This is a genomic window from Maribacter sp. (assembly GCF_049667165.1).
Lineage (GTDB): Bacteria > Bacteroidota > Bacteroidia > Flavobacteriales > Flavobacteriaceae > Maribacter_A.
This window is the reverse complement of sequence record NZ_JBATHS010000169.1, coordinates 1-19,533: the sequence shown is the minus strand read 5'-3', so window position 1 is coordinate 19,533 and position 19,533 is coordinate 1. Positions and strand designations below refer to the sequence as shown.

Sequence of the window (19,533 nt, the reverse complement as noted above, 5' to 3'; positions counted from 1 at the left end):
TTCATCCATGAAACACTTCCTTTCTATTAATGATATCGATGCACTCCCGAATTGGGTGAATGAGGCCCGATTACTAAAAAAGAACCCCCATGAATTCAAAGCCTTGGGTGCAGACAAGACCATCGGACTTCTTTTCTTCAACAATAGTCTAAGAACCCGATTAAGCACGCAAAAGGCCGCCATGAACTTAGGCATGGAAGTCATGGTCATGAACTTCGGCAACGAAGGTTGGGCATTGGAATATGGGGATGGTACCCTTATGGACCAAGGCGCTTCGGAACATATTAAAGAAGCGGCCCAGGTGGTTTCCCAATATTGCGATATTATAGCAATTAGGGCCTTTGCCTCATTAAACGACAAAGCGGAGGATGAAGCGGAAGTTGTATTGAACGGGTTCAAAAAATACGCCACAGTACCAATTGTGAATATGGAAAGTTCGGTAGGCCATCCGTTACAAGCCTTTACCGATGCCATTACTTTAGCTGAAAATACGACCAAGGCAAAACCCAAAGTGGTGCTTTCATGGGCACCCCACCCGAAAGCCCTGCCTCATGCCGTTGCCAATTCATTTGTTCAAATGATGCAATTGCAAGAGGCCGATTTTGTAATCACCCACCCCAAGGGCTACGAATTGGACCCCGATATCACCAAGGATATTCCGGTGGAATATGACCAACAAAAGGCTTTTAAAAATGCTGATTTCGTATATGTGAAAAATTGGAGCAGCTATTCAAATTACGGCATGGTATTAAACCAAGACCCACAATGGATGATTACCAAGGAAAAATTGGGAGATGCCAAATTCATGCACTGCCTGCCGGTTCGTAGAAATGTAATCGTTGAGGATGCAGTGTTGGATAGTGGCCAATCTTTAGTGATTGAGCAAGCCAATAACAGGACGTATGCTGCCCAGTTGGTGTTGAAAAAACTTTTGGAGAATTTAAAATGAATAAAGAAAGAATTCATACGAAAAAGGAATTGGCTGTTTTTAGAAAAGAACTTCGGGACAATCTTACCCCACCTGAGGCTTATTTATGGACTCATTTAAAAGCTAGAAAACTTGACAATAAAAGATTTACCAAGCAGCATAGTATTAAAAACTATATTGTGGATTTTTACTGTGCACAAGAAAAATTAATAATTGAATTGGATGGAGAAGTGCATAACAATCCAACAGCCGAAGCATTTGACGAGAAAAGAACCTCTAATTTAGATAAAATGGGGTTTACAGTATTGAGGTTTGAGAACAGAATGGTGTTCAACAATCTACAATCTGTACTTAAGGAAATAAAAGATAATTTTAAAGGTTCCTCCCTTTAGTTAAAGGGAGGTGTCGAACTATAGTGAGACGGAGGGTTTGTATTTCATGGCAACTAAAGAGAACTCGTTTTAATCAAACTCCCCTTTCTTCCGATAAATCGGAATTCATTCCCCTCTTTATCAAAAGAGGGGAGCATTAAAAGGTAAGAACTAATGAAACGGAAACTTTCCATAGTGAAAATTGGCGGCAATGTCATCGAAAATGCAGAAGAGCTTGACCAATTTCTTTTAAATTTCTCCCACTTGGAAGGGGCAAAGATCTTAGTCCATGGAGGTGGAAAATTGGCAACCAAGTTGGCGTCCCAATTAGGGATTGAATCCCAAATGGCCAATGGAAGACGCATAACCGATGCAAAAAGCCTTGAAGTTATAACCATGGTGTACGGTGGACTTACCAATAAGAATATCGTTGCCAAGCTACAGGCCTTGGGAACAAACGCCCTTGGGCTAAGTGGTGCCGATGGCAATAGTATCATGGCACATAAAAGACCGATTAAAGACCTTGATTTTGGATTTGTGGGGGATATTGAAGGTGTTAATTCAAAACTTATAGATACCTTATTAAGAGCTGGAATCACTCCCGTATTCTGTGCAATTTCACATGATGGAAAGGGGCAGCTCCTAAATACCAATGCCGATACGATAGCCTCAGAAATTGCCATTGGCATGGGTGCTTTGTTTGATACCACATTGTATTATTGTTTTGAGAAAAAAGGAGTATTATTGAATGTGGAAGATGATGCAACCGTTGTTAAATTTATAAATACCGAAACATATTCCGACTTATTGGAGAAAAAAATCATTGCAGATGGCATGCTTCCCAAAATGGAAAATTGTTTCCATGCCCTTAATCATCATGTAAGCAAAGTTTGTATTGGTGATATTTCAATGCTCCGACCCAAAGCGACATTATTTACGACCATAACCTTATGACTATAAACCAAAAATCCCTTACCGAAAAGGCCATCGCGCTATTAAAGGAGCTTATTTCCATCCCATCATTTTCGGGGGAAGAGCACCATACGGCCGAAGCCATTGAAAATTGGTTCAAGGATTTTGATATTCCGTTCCAACGCGAAAACAACAATGTATTTGCCAAGAACAAACATTGGCACGATAGGAAGCCTACGCTACTTTTAAACTCCCATCACGATACGGTGCAACCTAACAAAGCCTATACCCGGGACCCTTTTGACCCAAAGGTTGAAAATGGTAAACTTTATGGCTTGGGGAGTAATGATGCCGGTGGTGCCTTAGTATCCTTATTGGCGACATTTACCTATTTCTATGCATCGGAAAACTTGAGCCACAACCTTTTGATTGCCGCTACGGCGGAAGAAGAGAGTGCCGGGCCAAAAAGCTTGAGGGGATTACTTCCCAGTTTACCAAAAATCGACGTAGCCATAGTGGGGGAACCGACCCTTATGAATTTGGCCATTGCCGAAAAAGGATTGATCGTATTTGATGCCGTAGTAAAGGGTACGCCTTCACATGCCGCACATCCAAACGATGATAATTCGATCTACAAGACCATAAAAGTATTGGAGTGGTTTAAAAATTATAGGTTCGAAAAAAAATCGGAAGCCTTGGGTGATGTAAAGCTTACCGTAACACAGATCAATGCTGGGGACCAACACAATGTTGTGCCATCACACACCGACCTGGTGATTGACGTGCGGGTCAATGATTGCTACAGCAATAAGGAAATAGCCGATATTCTGAAGGCCGAGGCTCCTTGCACGCTTCAAGAACGTTCCCTTCGACTGAATTCTTCAGCTATTGACAAAAACCATCCGTTGGTACAATCGGGAATTAAATTGGGCCGTGAAACCTATGGTTCGCCTACCTTATCGGATCAAGCGGCACTCACCTGTCAATCGATGAAATTAGGACCTGGGGACAGTACGCGTTCGCATTCTGCCGATGAGTATATTTATGTTCATGAAATCGAGGAAGGAATAGATTTGTATATTCAAGTATTGAAGGGATTTTTGGTTGGGTAATCAAGGTTATATGAAATACGGCCAAAGTGCCTTTAGGAATACAAAATAGATTACTGCCTACGCAGGAATGACAAAAAAGAAGAACTATGAAACTCTGGGACAAAGGATTCAGCACAGACAAAAAAATAGACCATTTTACCGTGGGCAACGATAGGGAATTGGATCTACAATTGGCCAGATATGATGTCATAGCCTCGAAAGCCCATGCCAAAATGTTGGGCAAAATCGGTTTACTGACCGAAGGGGAAACATCTGCTTTGGTCAATGAACTGAATCATATTGCCGATACCATCGAACAAGGTTCATTTACCATTGAGGATTCTTTTGAGGACATGCATTCCAAAATCGAGTTTTTGCTTATTGAGAAATTGGGTGATACCGGGAAAAAAATACATACGGCCCGTTCAAGAAATGATCAGGTATTGGTGGCCATGCATCTCTACTTGAAAAGTGAATTGCTTGAAATTAAAAAGGATACCGTTTCGCTATTCGATCTGCTCATGAAATTGGCCGATAAACATAAGGATGTGCTTTTGCCAGGGTACACCCATTTACAGATTGCCATGCCTTCTTCTTTCGGGCTATGGTTTTCAGCCTATGCCGAAAGCCTCATCGATGATCTTTACTTTATTGATGCTGCCTTTAAGGTAGCGGACCAAAATCCGTTGGGCAGTGCCGCGGGCTACGGGAGCTCCTTCCCCCTCGATAGGTCGTTTACCACTAAGGAACTAGGCTTTAAAACCTTAAAATATAATGTTGTTGCAGCGCAAATGAGCCGAGGCAAGGTTGAAAAAGCGACTGCTTTTGGCATGGCTTCCATAGCCTCAACCCTATCTAAAATGGCCATGGACATCTGCCTTTATATGAGCCAGAATTTCGATTTTGTCTCCTTTCCCGATGCATTGACCACAGGGAGCAGTATTATGCCCCATAAGAAGAACCCTGATGTATTCGAATTGGTACGGGCAAAGTGTAATAAACTTCAGGCTGTACCTACCCAATTGACGATGATCACCAATAATCTTCCTAGTGGGTACCATCGAGATCTTCAGTTGGCCAAAGAAATCATTGTTCCCGCGATTCAGGACCTGAAGGCTTGCCTCGAAATTCTAACATTCAGTTTACAGGAAATCCGTGTGAAGCAAAACATTCTTGAGGACCCCAAATACGATTACCTATTCAGTGTCGATACCTTGAACGAACTGGTACAAAATGGAATGCCTTTCCGTGATGCCTACAAGAAAATGGGTATGGAAATAAATGCGGGCAGTTTTACTCCCAAACGCGATATTGAACACACCCATGAAGGTAGTTTGGGAAATTTATGCTTGGAAGGGATTCGGGAGAAGATGAAGAAAATATTGTAACATTCTACCAAGGAGCTCCTTCTTTAAAAAACCCATGATGCATTGCTACATTACTCTTAAAAAATACTTTTGGATCGCCTTATTACTTTTTTTAGGCATTCGTAATCTTGATGCCCAGGATCTTTATCCAAAAAATGAAGCGGTCGATGTACTTGATTATACCTTTAATCTCTCTTTATATGATGCTGATAATGAAATAAAGGGTGAGGCCCTAATACAAGTTGCCTTTAAAAACGGGGTCAAGGAATTTGTTTTGGATCTTATTGGCAAATCGGGGACGTATGGCATGGAGGTAACCGGGGTATTTGAAGATGAAGGCAAGGCCGACTATTCCTTCAAAAATGATAAGATCGTAATCAAACGATCCTCTCAAAAAATAACCCCAAGTACCTTTAGGGTGCTATACCATGGGATACCTCGAAAAGGGTTGGTGATCGGCACTACCAAATTTGGCCAACGTTCCTTTTTTGGAGACAACTGGCCCAATTTGGCGCGGCATTGGTTACCTTCGGTAGACCACCCTTATGATAAAGCAGCCATCGAATTTCGGATAACAGCACCAGAAGACTACGATGTAATAGCCACGGGCGAAAAAATAGAGGAAAGCAACCTGGGCAATGGTTTTAAATTAACTACCTATCATGAGCCCGCTCCTGTAGCCATGAAAGTAGTGACCATAGGGGTAACCAAATTCGCCAGTAAACTGTTGGATGTTGTCCATGATATACCGGTTACTGCTTGGGTCTATCCCGAAAATCGATTGGCAGGGTTTTCCGATTATAAGGTGGCTACTAAAGTGCTCGCATATTTTATCGACAATATTGGCCCTTATTCCTACGCCAAATTGGCAAATATGCAGGCAAAAACACAATGGGGTGGGCTTGAGAATGCCGGGACCATATCCTATTTTGAGGATTCGGTGACCGGAATGAATACGGTCGAGGCCTTGATCGCCCATGAAATCGCACACCAATGGTTTGGCAATTCGGCCACTGAGAAATCATGGAACCATGTGTGGTTGAGTGAAAGCTTTGCAACTTATTTTTCAATCTTGTATTTAGAACATGTGTATGGGGATGAAAAACGAAAAGATGAATTAGCTCTAGACAGAAAACAGGTCATTGATTATTATAGACAGAATCCGTCGCCCATTGTTGACCTTACCATTAAAGACCCCTTGCGCGTTTTAAGTATAAACACCTACCAAAAAGGCAGTTGGGTTTTGAATATGCTGCGTCATAAATTGGGTGATGAGTTATTTTGGAAGGGTATACGCAACTATTACCACACCTATCAGGATTCTAATGTATTGACCGCTGATTTTAGAAAATCTATCGAAGCGGTCTCAAATGAAAACTTGGAAACCTTTTTTCAACAATGGGTATATACCAAAGGACACCCTGAAATTAAATGGGAATGGAACTATGAAAAAGGAAAGGTCAACATCAATCTGGAACAACTACAAGAGCATCATATTTTCGATTTTCCACTTGAAATTGGCCTTGTGAACGAGGATGTTGTCAAAATCATCAAAGTAAATGTCGATCAACGATTCATGGAATTTGAAATAAAAAGCAAAGACCGCCCCGACCATATCATTCTCGACCCAAGATACTGGCTCCTTTTCGAGGAAATACCAAACTGATCCTTATAAAAATCGGGAAATGCCCTAGCAGGCAATCTTATTTATGAAGTCCTTACAAAAAGGTAAAAATAGGATTCCCCCTATTTTATGGGGAAGATGCCCTACCGGATCATACCAAGGTTAACTACTTCTTGATCGGTCAAATAGCGCCAGTGACCCCTGGGAAGATCTTTTTTGGTCAAACCTGCATAGGCAACACGGTCTATTTTGACTACTTCATATTCCAAATGTTCAAAAAGACGTTCTACGATCTTATGCTTTGAACTAAAAATCTCAATACCGACTTCACGTTTTGGAGCATCATCAATAAAACTGATATCCTGCACGCGTACAGGTTTTTCATCCAGAACAATGCCCTCCTGTATTTTCTTTAGATCGGCACTGCGAAGTTCCCGGTTCAATACCACATGATAGATTTTTCGTAGTCCGTTTTTGGGGGTCTTCAATCGCTTGGTCATTTCGCCATCATTGGTGAACAATAAAAGTCCGGTAGCCTCTTTCCCCATCTTGTCCACAGGTAACAGAGTTGATTTTGAGGCATTTGATATTAGACCATTCACATTTCTTTTACCGCTTTCATCGCGAATCGTAGTCGAAAAATCCTTGGGTTTGTTCAACAGAACATATTCCTTCTTTTCAGGATTGAGCAACCGCCCATCGAATTTTACCACATCGGTCTTTCTGACCTTATAGCCCATTTCGGTGATGGCTTTTCCATTGACGGTAATATTCCCGGCGGCAATATAAATATCAGCATCCCTTCGAGAGCATACTCCTGAATTGGCCACATATTTGTTTAAGCGGATCAAATCAGGATCTGCTGGTTTTTGGGGTTCCCTTTTCTTTTTAATGGGTGCATTTCCCCGAGCGTAACTCTTCTTTCTAAATGAGCCTCCCTGTCGCCCTGATGCCCTATTACCTTCATTCGAATCTGACCTACCCATAGCATTATTATTTTTGCAAAGGTAACAAAGCATATCAATCTTACAACAGGCAAATAATTCATCTTTGACTTCAAGGTCAACCTTAAATTGGTCAGATATGCAATGCTTTCCAAATCCTAGCTGTACACATCTAATCAATGAAAAATCAATCCTTATTTTAATTAAACTTTATATTTGAGTATTCATTAATAGATCATATCATGACAAAGTATATTTTTCTTTTCCTTCTCCTTTTTTCAACTTCTATTTTTTGTCAAAAAAAAGTTCTTGAACATGCCGATATCGAAATATGGAACACTATTAATGGAGAAAGAATATCCCCAAATGGAAACTATGTACTATACTCCTTGGAAAAAGGCGAAAAGGATCAATTCCTAAAAATCAATGATATACATGGCGATATGGTCTTTGAACATGAACGTGCCAACAATGGAAACTTCACCTATGATTCCGAATTTGTACTATTTAACATTCAGGCTTGGAAAGATAGTGTCAGAGCTATGAAAAGCAGGAAGATCAAAAAAGATGATTTGCCAAAGGATTCGTTGGGCATCCTAAATTTGAGCAATGGAAGTCTTACGAAAATAGCCAATGTCAAATCTTTTAAAATTCCGGAAAAATGGTCAGGATACGTGGCCTATGAATTGGAAGAAATAAAAACAGAAAAGGATACGGATAAAGATTCGTTAACTGAAAAAAAGGAAAAGCAGAAGGGGAAACCCAAGAAGGTGGATAAAAAAAATGGGTATCACGTGGTCTTGAGAAATTTGGAAACCGAACTACAAGACACTTTGAAGTTTGTGACCGATTTTATTTTCGCGAAAAAAGGTAAATGGTTCGCCTATGCCACTACTGGCAAAGCTAAAGATTCTGCCGCTGGGGTATATGTCATGGATTTAGAATCCCACAAAACAACCAATGTACATGGATTCTACAAGGCAAAATACCATCAATTGAATTTTAGTGACTCAGGTGAAAAATTAGGCTTTATAGTAGATACCGATACCACCAAAGTGCAGATACGTCCAAACGAGCTTTATCTATGGAGAACAATTGATGCTGAGGCTAAAAAGATGCTGGATTCGAACAGTGCGCCCTCGGCCTATATGGTGTCCCATCATGGTAAGATCCATTTTTCAAAAGATGAGTCAAAGTTTTTCTTCGGATTAGCCAAGCCTCCAATCATTAAAGACACCACCCTTATCGAAGATGAAATCGTGAACGTAGAAGTGTGGACCTATGACGAACCTAGATTGTACACGACACAAGAAATACAATTAAAAAATGACACCATTCTTTCATACAAAACGGTTATCAATTTAAAGAACAATAAACTAGTGCAACTCGGTAATAGCAAATATTTTGACACTGATTTGGGCGATGAGGGCAATGCCCTATATGCATTAACAGAAACTTCGCGGCCTTATGAGTTGGAAAGCCAATGGACTGGCAGAAATGCTTATGACTATCGTATTGTAAACACTGAAACTGGTACAGTAGCGCTTGAAATAAAAAAGGCGCCTCAACTTCGGTTAAGTCCGAAAGGAAAGTATGCCTTCGGCTATAGTCTACCCGATAGTACTTGGATCACCTATAAACTTTCGAACGGGGCATATACGACTTTAACAAAAGGCAAGGTTTTCTATGATGAACAAAACGACTCTCCCGATTTTCCATCCCCTTATGGAAATGCCGGATGGACCGAGGATGATACCCATATTATATTATATGACAGATATGACTTATGGAAGGTCAATCCAGATACAGGCAAAGGCATTAAGTTAACTTCAGGTCGCGAAAATAAAACCGTCTACCGCTATGTGAACCTCGATGAAGAACTGCGGCATATACCCCTAAAAGATAAATGGCTGTTGACTAGCTTCAATGAAACCACAAAAGATGGTGGCTATGCCAGTTTTGACCCAAAAAGAAATCAGTTAAAGTCATTACTCTCAGGTGCCTACAAATACTCAAAACCAATAAAGGCTAAATTAACGAATAGGCTGCTTTTCACCAGGGAATCGTTTCAAGAGTTTCCCGATCTTCTCGTGGCCGATATAAATTTCAAAGACACTAAGACCATAAGCCATGCCAATCCGCAACAGAAAGAATATAATTGGGGGACTATCGAATTAGTGGACTGGACTTCCTTGGACGGTGAACAGTTGACGGGCCTGCTTGTTAAGCCTGAAAATTTTGACCCAAGAAAGAAATATCCCTTATTGGTGAACTTCTATGAAAAAAGCGCTGACCTCCTGCATAAGCACCGTGCGCCACACGCCGAACGTTCCTCATTGAATTATAGTTTTTATACTAGTCGAGGGTATGTGATCTTCAATCCTGATGTGCATTATCGCATAGGGTATCCAGGAGAAAGCGCCTACAACTGTGTAATTCCCGGTATAACCTCCTTAGTTGAAAAAGGATTTATCGACAATGACAATATCGGGGTGCAAGGCCATAGCTGGGGCGGCTATCAAATCGCATATCTCGTTACTAAAACCGACATTTTCAAGGCCGCCGAGTCAGGAGCACCGGTACCAAATATGATCAGTGCTTATGGTGGTATTCGCTGGTGGACCGGACTAAGTCGTCAATTTCAATATGAGCATACACAAAGTAGAATAGGTGGTACTCCTTGGGAATATCCAATTCGATATATCGAAAATTCGCCCATTTTCAATATCGACAAAATAAATACGCCCCTATTGATCATGCATAATGATGCTGATGGCCATGTGCCATGGTACCAAGGTATCGAGTTTTTTGTAAGCTTACGCCGTTTGGGAAAGCCTGCATGGTTTTTGAACTATAACGGCGAACCCCACTGGCCATTAAAACTTCAAAACCGTAAGGATTTCAATATTAGAATGGCGCAATTTTTTGACCATTATCTAAAAGGCGCGTCAAAACCACAGTGGATGGAACGCGGCGTTCCGGCCATCGAAAAGGGTATAAAACATGGGTATGAACTACTCGAAAATGAAGTCGACGAATAATCCAACCAGACCGAAACAATTTGGGCACGGACTACTTTCAGTACATTCATCATTATAAAATCCGGTTCAATACAAGGTCGACATTAATCAGCAAAATACTGAAAACCCCCAAAACGATAATTAATTTTAAAATGTTGTGCAGCCATACATAATGAAACTTCGTTCTCGACTTCCAGAGCAGCACAAGAAAAACGATCAACAAAGCAATACAGGCTATAAAATAGAGGTACATATAACCCACATCAAAATAATTTATGAGCAAGAGTGAAGGTATCAGGGTCATCGCTATCAATACCGTAATACCCAATTTGGACATCTTCGTCCCATACAAAATGGGAATCGTTTTGTAATTCTGGGCCATATCGCCGGCAATATTCTCTAAGTCCTTGATCATTTCACGGGCCAATATCAATAGAAACAGAAACAAGGCATGTACGAATATGACCTTATCGAAGTTCTTGTAATACACAAATACGGCAAAAAACGGGGCAATGGCCAAGGTAGCTGAAACAAAATTTCCCAGAAATGGCACCTTTTTCAATTTGTGGGAATACAACCAAATACCAAAAATATACGCCGAAAAGAAGAAAACCGCCCTGAACGAAACATAGCTTGCAAAAAACGCGGCCAGAAAATTCATGGTAAAATAGGCGGTTAGTTTTGTGCGTTGCCCAACCAGGCGATCTAGCATACTTTTCCTGGGTTTATTGATCAGGTCCTTTTCAGCGTCGTAAAAGCTATTAATGATATACCCTGCCGCAATGACCAAGGTCGAAGAGAGTACGATACAAAAAAGATTCAAATCGAAAACTACCCCACGTAAGGGCATATCAGGGGCTAGAATATAAATGGAAGCCAAGTATTGGGCAAGGGCAATCATCAAGATATTATAGCCCCGTACAATAGAAAACAGGCTCAACATCTTAAGTAGTAAGAGCTTGTTTTTTCTGCTCAGCATGTTGAGGAATCTTAGAAGTTGTAAACTACTTCCAATTTGTAGTCCTTGAGAATGTGTCTTGCCTTGTCAATATCCTCGGTAAAGCCTAAAATATAGCCGCCGCCGCCAGATCCACAAAGTTTTAAATAGTAGTCGTTTGTTTCGATACCCTGTTCCCATAACTTATGGAACTTGACAGGAATCATGGGTTTGAAGTTATCTAAAACAACATGTGACAATTGCTTTAAGTTTCCAAAAAGGGATTTTATGTTTCCATTGATAAAATCCTCAACACAGGCGTCGGTGTGCTTGATGAATTGATTTTTCAACATTTGGCGAAAGCCTTCCTGCTTCATTTTCTCCATAAACAACTGTACCATAGGGGCCGTCTCGCCCGTAGAGCCGCTATCCAATAAAAATACCGCGCCTTTTCCCTCTTTGTTTTGGGAAGGAATACTGGTTGATTCTATATTATCTTGGGAATTGATAAGGATCGGTAAGCTTAGATAACTGTTCAAGGGATCTAAACCAGAGGACTTACCATGAAAGAAGGATTCCATCTTTCCAAAGATCGCTTTTAACCGCAGGAGTTTCTCCCGGGTTAAATTCTCAAGAACGGTAATTTTATCCAATGCATATTTGTCATAGATCGCGGCGACCAAGGCACCACTACTACCTACGCCATAACCCTGCGGAATTGAACTGTCAAAATACATTCCCTCCTCTACATCGTTCCTTAGATTCTTAAAATCAAAAGAAACCAGTTTTGGTTCTTTGGCCACGACGTTCTCTAAATAAGAAACAAAGTCCTTCAAATATCCATTGGACTTCAAGGCCTCACCCGATGGGTTTCCATCCTTTTTCAAAGCTCCCTTAAAAAAATTATAGGGTATGGAAAGTCCTTTGGAATCCTTAATGATGCCATACTCCCCAAAAAGAAGGATTTTAGAATAAAATAATGGTCCTTTCATAATTAATAATAAGTTTCAACACCGTAGCGGTAAAAACTACTACATGCCAATTTAAGAATCACATCCAATTATCGCATATAACAGGTTGTGGGTTTCTACATCAAAAACTGTTTTTGTTCAATAAAACTATTATAAAGATAAACAAAATCTTTGTTCCAATCAAAAACTCCGCTACTTTGTATTGTACGTGTCCTAATCTAACGTCACTTTATCCCTATAAATTATACCTGTGCAGGTAATACTCTTTTTGCGCCAAAACCAATTCTGTCGCAAATATACTGTCCGTTTTCACAATATGCAACCAACTCATCCTTAATAAATTGGTTTACTTTTTCTTTCTCGTCTTTCGGATACAATACGTGCACATTCGCACCGGCATCCAAAGTAAAGCAAAGATGGGTGTTGGAAGTGGCGCGAAATGCCCAAATTTTTTCAATGATTTTCAATGTGTTCGGTTTCATCAATATAAAATAAGGCCTGCTGGTCATCATCATGGCATGTAAGGTCAACGCCTCACTTTCAACGATAGAAATGAACTCTTTTAAATCCCCAGTAGCCAATACGCCCCTAAGTTTTGATATGTGCTCATGGGCCTGTGCAAAGCGCTGTTCCGCAAAAGGATGGCCATGCATCAAATCATGGCCTACCGTACTACTGACCTGCTTTTGACCTTTATCCACCAATAGAATCGTATCATGATACCCATGGAATACGTCATGAACTTCAAAAGGATATTTTATGGCATATAGGTCTGAGCTGCCCGGAATATCCTTATGGCCGCCCCACAGCATCAAATCGCCCTCTATACTGCGACATGCACTGCCCGAGCCTAGGCGGGCCAAGAAAGAGGCCTTTCTAAAAAAGAATTCCTGGGTGATTTTAGGGTCCAATTCCTTCTCAAGATGCATAAGACCCAAAGCCAGTGCGGCCATTCCACTTGCCGATGAGGCAATACCACTACTATGTGGGAATGAATTCGAGGTATCAATCGTAAAATGATACTCCCTTAAAAAAGGAAGATAATATACAATGCGTTTAAAAAACGTTAGGATTTTAGGTTCAAAATCTGGTTTGGGCTTACCATCGAACAAGAACTCAAACGAAAACCCAGACCCTTTACCCTTTACTATGGCATAGGATATCGATGTCGTGGTTGCACAGGCATCCAAGGTAAAACTAAGGGATGGATTGGCAGGAATCTGATCCTCTTTTTTGCCCCAATATTTCACCAAGGCGATATTACTTGGCGCTTTAAAGGTCACCTTCCCTTCCGTTACGATCCGGTTATATTTTGAGGGAAGGAATTCTGTATGCGTCATTATTCTAGAATTTATACAAAGATAGTTTTTAAGTAGATCGTATACCACCAATAGATTTAATCCTTATTTTAGGGGATAATAATCAACCCAATGAAAAAAAAGTTAACCTATATTGCTTTGGCAGTGGGTGTTTGTCTGGTCGTCGGATTTTTATCCAGTTTCGCGACCCAGAGTTCGGTAAATGATTGGTACCTGACGTTGAATAAACCTGATTTTAATCCTCCTAATTGGGTATTTGCGCCTGTATGGACAGCACTTTATATTATGATGGGGATAGCGGCCGGAATTGTCTGGGCCAAAGGTTTCCACCACTTATGGGTTAAGACGGCTTTGTACCATTTTGCTTTTCAATTACTATTGAATGCTACTTGGAGTATTGTTTTCTTTGGCTTTAAAGAACCTTTCTGGGGGCTTGTGGTCATCATTTTCATGCTTGTTTTAATTGTCTTGACCATTCGTTGGTTCAGGATCGTAAGCAAATTTGCCGCTTGGTTGCTTGTTCCTTATTTTTTGTGGGTTTGTTTTGCCACGGCTTTGAATTATAAAATCTGGGAATTGAATTAATCCCCCGATAATTCCAATATTTTCATAAGGGTTCTATGATTACGGGACGTCGTATCGACCTTAAGTTTGCGCGCTATAAGATTGTTGTTGCATTTGGCCTTCCCGGCACCCAAATTACATTTTAAATAAACACATGTTGGTGTGATCACAAGGTGCTCATTATCGAACTGCATTGCTGATAAAGCTTCTACCCCCTCTTGTTCCGGTTCATTTTTCAATAAAACAAAATAGACTTTATTATCCTTGATATCCTCTGGGAACTTAAAAGGGTTTTTGCCCAAAAACTGCATAAGTTCAAAACGCTTTTTGACAACTACGGCAACATCAAAACCATAGTGGTCCAAAATTGTTTTCGAAATTTTAGATTCGACATCCCTATGATCCGGTATATCACTTTTGAAAATTAGATTACCACTTTGTATGTAGGTTAAAACATCATGGAATCCGATATTTTCCATTAGACTTCGCAAGTCGGCCATCTTGATCTTCTTATGACCGCCTACGTTGATTCCCCTTAAAAAAGCGATATAGGTCATTTTTTGAACGCTTCAGCGATGGCATGGGCAGCTATATAGCCACTTGTCCAGGCATTTTGAAAATTAAATCCTCCTGTAATGGCATCCACATTGATAATTTCCCCAGCAAAATAGAGATTTTTATGGATCTTGCTTTCGTAGGTCTTAAAATTGATTTCCTTAAGGTCAATGCCCCCAGCGGTTACAAATTCATCTTTAAAGGTACTTTTGCCTTCCACTAAAAACCTACCATTGGTCAATTGATCGGCAAGATGCTGTAATTGTTCTTTGGTAACTTCTGCCCATTTTTCATCTTTCTCAATTCCCGAAGCCTTGACCAAATTCGTCCAAAGCCGTCTAGGGATTTCTACGGCCTTGGTCCGTAACACCGTTTTCTTGGCCTCGACTTCCTTTACCTCCATCAATAAAGGCAAAACGGAACCTTGATGATATTCAGGAAGCCAATTGACCCGAATTGGAAAATGATATTTATACTCGTTTAATGTTAGTGCTCCCCAAGCGGACAGTCGCAATATGGCCGGGCCGCTTAGTCCCCAATGTGTTATAAGCAGAGGACCCTCGGCACTAAACAGGGTTTTCTCGTTTTCCTTGCTTTTGAGTTTTAGGGTGATCTCTGGTTTAAATGTGTTTTTTGGAAGGACCTCGACCCTGGCAGGGGTACTTATACCTTGTATTCCGGCAATCCGTTCGTCGGTAATATTAAAAGTAAACAATGAGGGGACAGGGGGGACAATGGTATGGTCCAGTTTTTCAAGAAGCTGCCATACTTTGGGGTTACTACCTGCTGCAACCAAAACCTTTTTGCAGAAATATTCCTTTTTTACCGTGGTTATTCTCCATCTTTGGCTAGAATCTTCCCTTGTTTCAGCTTCTATTGCGATAACAGAACTCTGTCTAAAGACCCTGATTCCCAGGCGGGCCGTTTCATTCAAAAAATAGTCAACGATGGTTTGGGAACTGTTTGATTCAGGAAACACCCGACCATCATCCTCAATTTTCAAGGGCACGCCCCTATCGATAAAGAATTGCATGGTATCTTGAGTGCCATGGGAATACAAGGGTCCCAATAACTCTTTGGAACCACGGGGATAATTAGCGGTCAATTCCTTTGGGTCAGATTCCCCATTGGTCACATTACAACGTCCTCCCCCAGAAATCCTGACTTTTTTTAGAACATCTTTTCCCCTTTCCAAAATCGCAATATCAAGATTGGGATTTATTTCGGCCATATGGATCGCAGCATAGAAACCTGCGGCCCCGCCCCCTACAATGATTACATCGAACATCAATTGATTCTTTCAGGAAAGTTGGTAATGATACCATCTACGGCCCATGATTTGACCATTTCAATATCGCTGGGTTCATTAACGGTCCATGCATAGATTTTAAACCCTGCTTTCTTGATCTTTTGGACTTTTGTCGGATCCAGTTTTTCGAAATCGGGATTTATGGCCACAGCATGGAGTTCTTGGGCAATAGGTATACCTTCAAGGGGATCATTCTCTGTAAGGATGGCAATGGGTATTTCGGAATTGAGTCTTCTCATCGTGCGTAATTCGTCCCATTTAAAACTTGAAATGATAAAATCCTTGTTCGAACCTGCTTTCTGATCGATAAAGTTCCTTACCAAAGAATCCACTTTTTCTGCGGTACCTGCACCTTTCAATTCTATATTCAAAATGACCTTTTTATCTATAATGTTCAGTACATCGTTCAAAAGTGGTATGGCATTCCCCCCAGCAACCTTCACTTGACTTAAATGTTGAAAATCGAAATCTTCTATTTTACCTGAAGTATCGGTCAATCTATCGAGATATACATCATGAAAAACAACTATTTCACCACTTTTGATTTTAAATACGTCGATTTCGATCATATCAACCCCAAGATCCATCGCTTTTTGTACGGACGCCAAGGTGTTTTCAACCTCATGACCCATAGCCCCACGATGACCAATAACCAAGGGTTCCTCTTTCATTGTACAATTTTGAAACAAGACCAAAGATAGCAGAAGTACACTGAATTTTGTAGTATTTTTCATCTATTTAGCGTTTTGTTCAACTATTGATTCTTCAATCGAATACCAATTTAAATAGGAAGGAATCGAGGGGCTTTATCTTGATCTTTATGTTACCCATGCCCTCCGCAACCCTTAGTTTTTTTTCGTTTTTTGGATTTAATTGGTCCTTCATACCATAGACCCCATCCTTAAGAAGCCACATTGAAATAATGTCTTTCGGGATTTTTAAATCAAATTCATAGGCATCATTGGCATCAAAGTTTGAAACAACCAACAGCTTTTCATTGGCCGACCATCGCACATAGGACAATACCCGATGGTTGTAATTCGCGGTATGGTCTCGATTGTAATAATGGATATCCCTATAATTACCCATTAAGGCCTCGCTGCCAATGGTAAAATTCAATAAGGTTTTATAAAAATCACGCAGTTCCTTTTCTTTAACGGACAATTGCCCGCCATCAAATTTTTTGTCGTTCACCCAGCGCTGATGGTGTGGCACGCCGATATAGTCAAAAATAGAAGTGCGTGTGGGCTGGCCGAATCCGGCGTTTTCTTTTCCAGGCTCACCTACTTCTTGCCCAAAATAGATCATGGTGGGGGACGTACTTAGGGTCGCTGACACCACCATGGCCGGTTTGCCCCGTTCGGCATCCCCGGCAAAATCCGGACTTGCGATGCGTTGTTCATCGTGGTTCTCGAGAAAATGGAGCATATGGTGCTCAATTTCCTTCAGATTATTCTGTACGACAGGAATATGGTCTGTCCATCCATGACCCTGCATAATATGCTTTAAGGAATCGTATAACTCGACCTTATCATAGAGATAATCCATCTTACCCTTAAAAATATATTCGCGATACATTCCGGGATTATAGACCTCGGCCAAAAGAAAGGCATCAGGATTGGTCATTTTAATATAGGAATTCATATAGCTCCAAAATTCTACGGGAACCATTTCAGCCATATCGTAACGGAAGCCATCTACTCCCTGCCCCAACCAAAACAAAGCGATATCCCTGAATTTCACCCAAGAACTGGGCACCTCCTTAGTGGACCAAAACTCATAATGATCCGGATAGTCCTTAAACTCAAAGCCCTCGGGGAGCCTATCAAAATCATACGACCCATCGGGGCGTACCCCGTAATTTATCTTCACAGTCTCATACCAATCATTCATATCGGGCTGGGCCATTCGAGAGCCATTCCCTGTCCATTTTGCCGGATTTTCATCGAACTTTCCATCCGCCATTGCATGGGCTTCGCCACCCAACGGCAAATAACCGTTACGCCATTCGGGTACTTTGAACGCCTCGTTCGGAATGTAATAAAAATTATTATCCCGCTTGTACTCGACCGTATTGTCGTCAGAAGCCCCAAAAGGTTCAAGCCCCACAGGAGTGGATGCTCCTTCATAATTTCGGGCGACATGGTTCGGAACTATGTCGATAAGTACTTTAAGTCCAACTTGATGCGTCCTATTGATTAATTCCTTAAACTCTTCCAACCTGTTAGAGGGATCGTCCGCCAAATCAGGATTTACATTATAATAATCCTTAACAGCATAGGGTGACCCCGCCCTGCCTTTTACAATATCAGGGTCATCTTTGGAAATTCCATACGCGGTATAGTCCGTGATTACATCATGATGTGGCACCCCTGTATACCAAATATAGGTCACACCAAGATCTTTTATTTCCTTAAGGGCCTTATCGGAAAAATCGGAAAATTTGCCCACGCCATTCTCCGCAATGGTTCCCCAAGGTTTGTTGGTCGTATTCGTATTTCCAAAAAGTCGGGTGAAAACCTGATAGACTACTTCTTTTCTTTTATTATTCTGGGATGCCATATGTTTGTTCTCCTTTTGAATCGTACAAGCTTGGAAAATATAGATCACAAGCATTAAAGTGAAGGCCCTGGAAATTTTCATTTATGCTGATATTTCCGTATTCGGATTCAACTCCACCCGTTTTCCGTTTAGGCGTAATGACATTTGCTCCTTACCTTCCAGTTTAAATTTAGTCTCTGTAGCCGTTACGGTCACTTTAAGTATTCTATTCCTAAAGTTTATCTTGAACGAATAGGATTTCCATTCTTTAGGAATTCGTGGGGTAAATGACAATTTATCATCAATAATCCGTAATCCACCAAAACCTTCAACGATACTCATCCAAGTCCCTGCCATCGATGTTATATGCAGCCCCTCGTCAACTTCCTTGTTATAGTCATCGAGGTCTAATCTTGAGGTTCTTAGATAAAACCGATATGCCTGGTCCATATGATCTAATTTAGCTGCCTGAATACAGTGTACACATGGTGAAAGTGAGGATTCATGAACGGTAAACGGCTCATAAAAATCGAAATGTTGTTGTAGCTCCTCTAGGGTAAAATGATCTTCAAAGAAATAAAACCCTTGGAGTACATCGGCCTGTTTTATATAGGGGGACCTTAAAATTCGGTCCCAGCTCCATTTCTGGTTGATGGGACGGTCCAATTTTTTCAAATGCTCTGCTGTGATCAACTCCTTATCCAAAAAGCCATCTTGTTGTAGATAGACGCCATATTCTTCTGAATAGGGGAAGTACATGTTTTTGGCCACCCCTTTCCACTTGTCAGTTTCGTTGGATGTTAACTGCGTATGTCCTATAATACGCAGATAGTCATCGGGATAGCCATCTTTTACCTTTTGTAACTGTTCTAGGGCGTATTCAATACACCATTTTGCCAAGTAATTCGTATACCAGTTGTTGTTCACGTTATTCTCGTACTCATTAGGGCCGGTCACGCCAAGGATGACATACTTTTTCTTGTTCTCTGAATAATTGGCCCTTTGGAACCAGAAACGGGCGATACCGATCAAGACTTCAAGCCCCATCTCAGGGATATAGGAGTAATCTCCCGTAAAACG

The 19,533-nt window shown here is 40.9% G+C and carries 17 protein-coding genes; 8 read left to right on the top strand and 9 right to left on the bottom strand.

Annotated features, from left to right (window positions below; all coding sequences use genetic code 11):
* Window positions 1-7: 7 nt before the first annotated feature.
* The 6 genes from WBM98_RS08935 (at window position 8) to WBM98_RS08910 (ending at window position 6,335) form a co-directional block, all read left to right on the top strand.
* Entirely contained in the window at window positions 8-949 is a 942-nt protein-coding gene (locus tag WBM98_RS08935) for an acetylornithine carbamoyltransferase (protein WP_424365678.1), read from the top strand.
* Window positions 946-1,320 (top strand): endonuclease domain-containing protein, encoded by a 375-nt coding sequence (locus WBM98_RS08930; protein ID WP_424365677.1) that lies wholly within the window; start codon window positions 946-948, stop codon window positions 1,318-1,320. The genes WBM98_RS08935 and WBM98_RS08930 overlap by 4 nt, the downstream gene beginning before the upstream one ends.
* Before the next feature lie 153 nt (window positions 1,321-1,473).
* Window positions 1,474-2,253, top strand: a complete 780-nt coding sequence (gene argB, locus WBM98_RS08925) for an acetylglutamate kinase (RefSeq protein WP_424365676.1) — start codon at window positions 1,474-1,476, stop codon at window positions 2,251-2,253.
* Window positions 2,250-3,323, top strand: a complete 1,074-nt coding sequence (locus tag WBM98_RS08920) for a M20 family metallo-hydrolase (RefSeq protein ID WP_424365675.1) — start codon at window positions 2,250-2,252, stop codon at window positions 3,321-3,323. The genes argB and WBM98_RS08920 overlap by 4 nt, the downstream gene beginning before the upstream one ends.
* Before the next feature lie 86 nt (window positions 3,324-3,409).
* A complete protein-coding gene (gene argH / locus WBM98_RS08915) occupies window positions 3,410-4,690 on the top strand; it encodes an argininosuccinate lyase (RefSeq protein ID WP_424365674.1) in 1,281 nt (426 codons plus the stop codon).
* 37 nt (window positions 4,691-4,727) lie between these two features.
* The gene (locus tag WBM98_RS08910) at window positions 4,728-6,335 is read left to right on the top strand and encodes a M1 family metallopeptidase (protein ID WP_424365673.1); all 1,608 of its coding nucleotides are present in this window, start codon (window positions 4,728-4,730) and stop codon (window positions 6,333-6,335) included.
* A gap of 101 nt (window positions 6,336-6,436) precedes the next feature.
* On the opposite strand, the gene WBM98_RS08905 is transcribed toward WBM98_RS08910, so the two are convergent.
* Window positions 6,437-7,279 (bottom strand): pseudouridine synthase, encoded by an 843-nt coding sequence (locus tag WBM98_RS08905; RefSeq protein WP_424365672.1) that lies wholly within the window; start codon window positions 7,277-7,279, stop codon window positions 6,437-6,439.
* A gap of 200 nt (window positions 7,280-7,479) precedes the next feature.
* Here WBM98_RS08905 and WBM98_RS08900 point away from each other — a divergent pair, with 200 nt between their 5' ends.
* Window positions 7,480-10,278: an alpha/beta hydrolase family protein gene (locus tag WBM98_RS08900; protein WP_424365671.1), complete on the top strand. Its 2,799-nt coding sequence runs from the start codon at window positions 7,480-7,482 to the stop codon at window positions 10,276-10,278.
* 52 nt (window positions 10,279-10,330) lie between these two features.
* Here WBM98_RS08900 and WBM98_RS08895 read toward each other — a convergent pair whose 3' ends face one another.
* The 3 genes from WBM98_RS08895 to WBM98_RS08885 all read right to left on the bottom strand — a co-directional run bounded on the left by WBM98_RS08895 (window position 10,331) and on the right by WBM98_RS08885 (window position 13,505).
* Entirely contained in the window at window positions 10,331-11,236 is a 906-nt protein-coding gene (locus WBM98_RS08895; protein ID WP_424365670.1) for a geranylgeranylglycerol-phosphate geranylgeranyltransferase, read from the bottom strand.
* Between the two features lie 11 nt (window positions 11,237-11,247).
* Window positions 11,248-12,186: a mevalonate kinase family protein gene (locus WBM98_RS08890; protein WP_424365669.1), complete on the bottom strand. Its 939-nt coding sequence runs from the start codon at window positions 12,184-12,186 to the stop codon at window positions 11,248-11,250.
* 221 nt (window positions 12,187-12,407) lie between these two features.
* Window positions 12,408-13,505 carry a diphosphomevalonate/mevalonate 3,5-bisphosphate decarboxylase family protein gene (locus WBM98_RS08885; protein WP_424365668.1) on the bottom strand — a complete coding sequence of 366 codons (1,098 nt, stop codon included), beginning with the start codon at window positions 13,503-13,505 and terminating at the stop codon, window positions 12,408-12,410.
* A gap of 90 nt (window positions 13,506-13,595) precedes the next feature.
* Here WBM98_RS08885 and WBM98_RS08880 point away from each other — a divergent pair, with 90 nt between their 5' ends.
* Window positions 13,596-14,069, top strand: a complete 474-nt coding sequence (locus WBM98_RS08880) for a TspO/MBR family protein (protein ID WP_424365667.1) — start codon at window positions 13,596-13,598, stop codon at window positions 14,067-14,069.
* On the opposite strand, the gene WBM98_RS08875 is transcribed toward WBM98_RS08880, so the two are convergent.
* The 5 genes from WBM98_RS08875 to WBM98_RS08855 all read right to left on the bottom strand — a co-directional run.
* A complete protein-coding gene (locus WBM98_RS08875) occupies window positions 14,066-14,605 on the bottom strand; it encodes a DUF1697 domain-containing protein (protein ID WP_424365666.1) in 540 nt (179 codons plus the stop codon). The two genes, WBM98_RS08880 and WBM98_RS08875, sit on opposite strands and share 4 nt — an antisense overlap.
* Window positions 14,602-15,891 (bottom strand): NAD(P)/FAD-dependent oxidoreductase, encoded by a 1,290-nt coding sequence (locus WBM98_RS08870; protein ID WP_424365665.1) that lies wholly within the window; start codon window positions 15,889-15,891, stop codon window positions 14,602-14,604. The genes WBM98_RS08875 and WBM98_RS08870 overlap by 4 nt, the downstream gene beginning before the upstream one ends.
* Entirely contained in the window at window positions 15,891-16,646 is a 756-nt protein-coding gene (locus WBM98_RS08865; protein WP_424365664.1) for a glycerophosphodiester phosphodiesterase, read from the bottom strand. The genes WBM98_RS08870 and WBM98_RS08865 overlap by 1 nt, the downstream gene beginning before the upstream one ends.
* 31 nt (window positions 16,647-16,677) lie before the next feature.
* Window positions 16,678-18,555, bottom strand: coding sequence for an alpha-amylase family glycosyl hydrolase (locus tag WBM98_RS08860; RefSeq protein ID WP_424365663.1), 1,878 nt, complete (start codon window positions 18,553-18,555; stop codon window positions 16,678-16,680).
* Window positions 18,556-19,533 (bottom strand): glycosyl hydrolase family 65 protein (locus WBM98_RS08855; protein WP_424365662.1); only part of this gene is annotated, 978 nt, incomplete at its 5' end.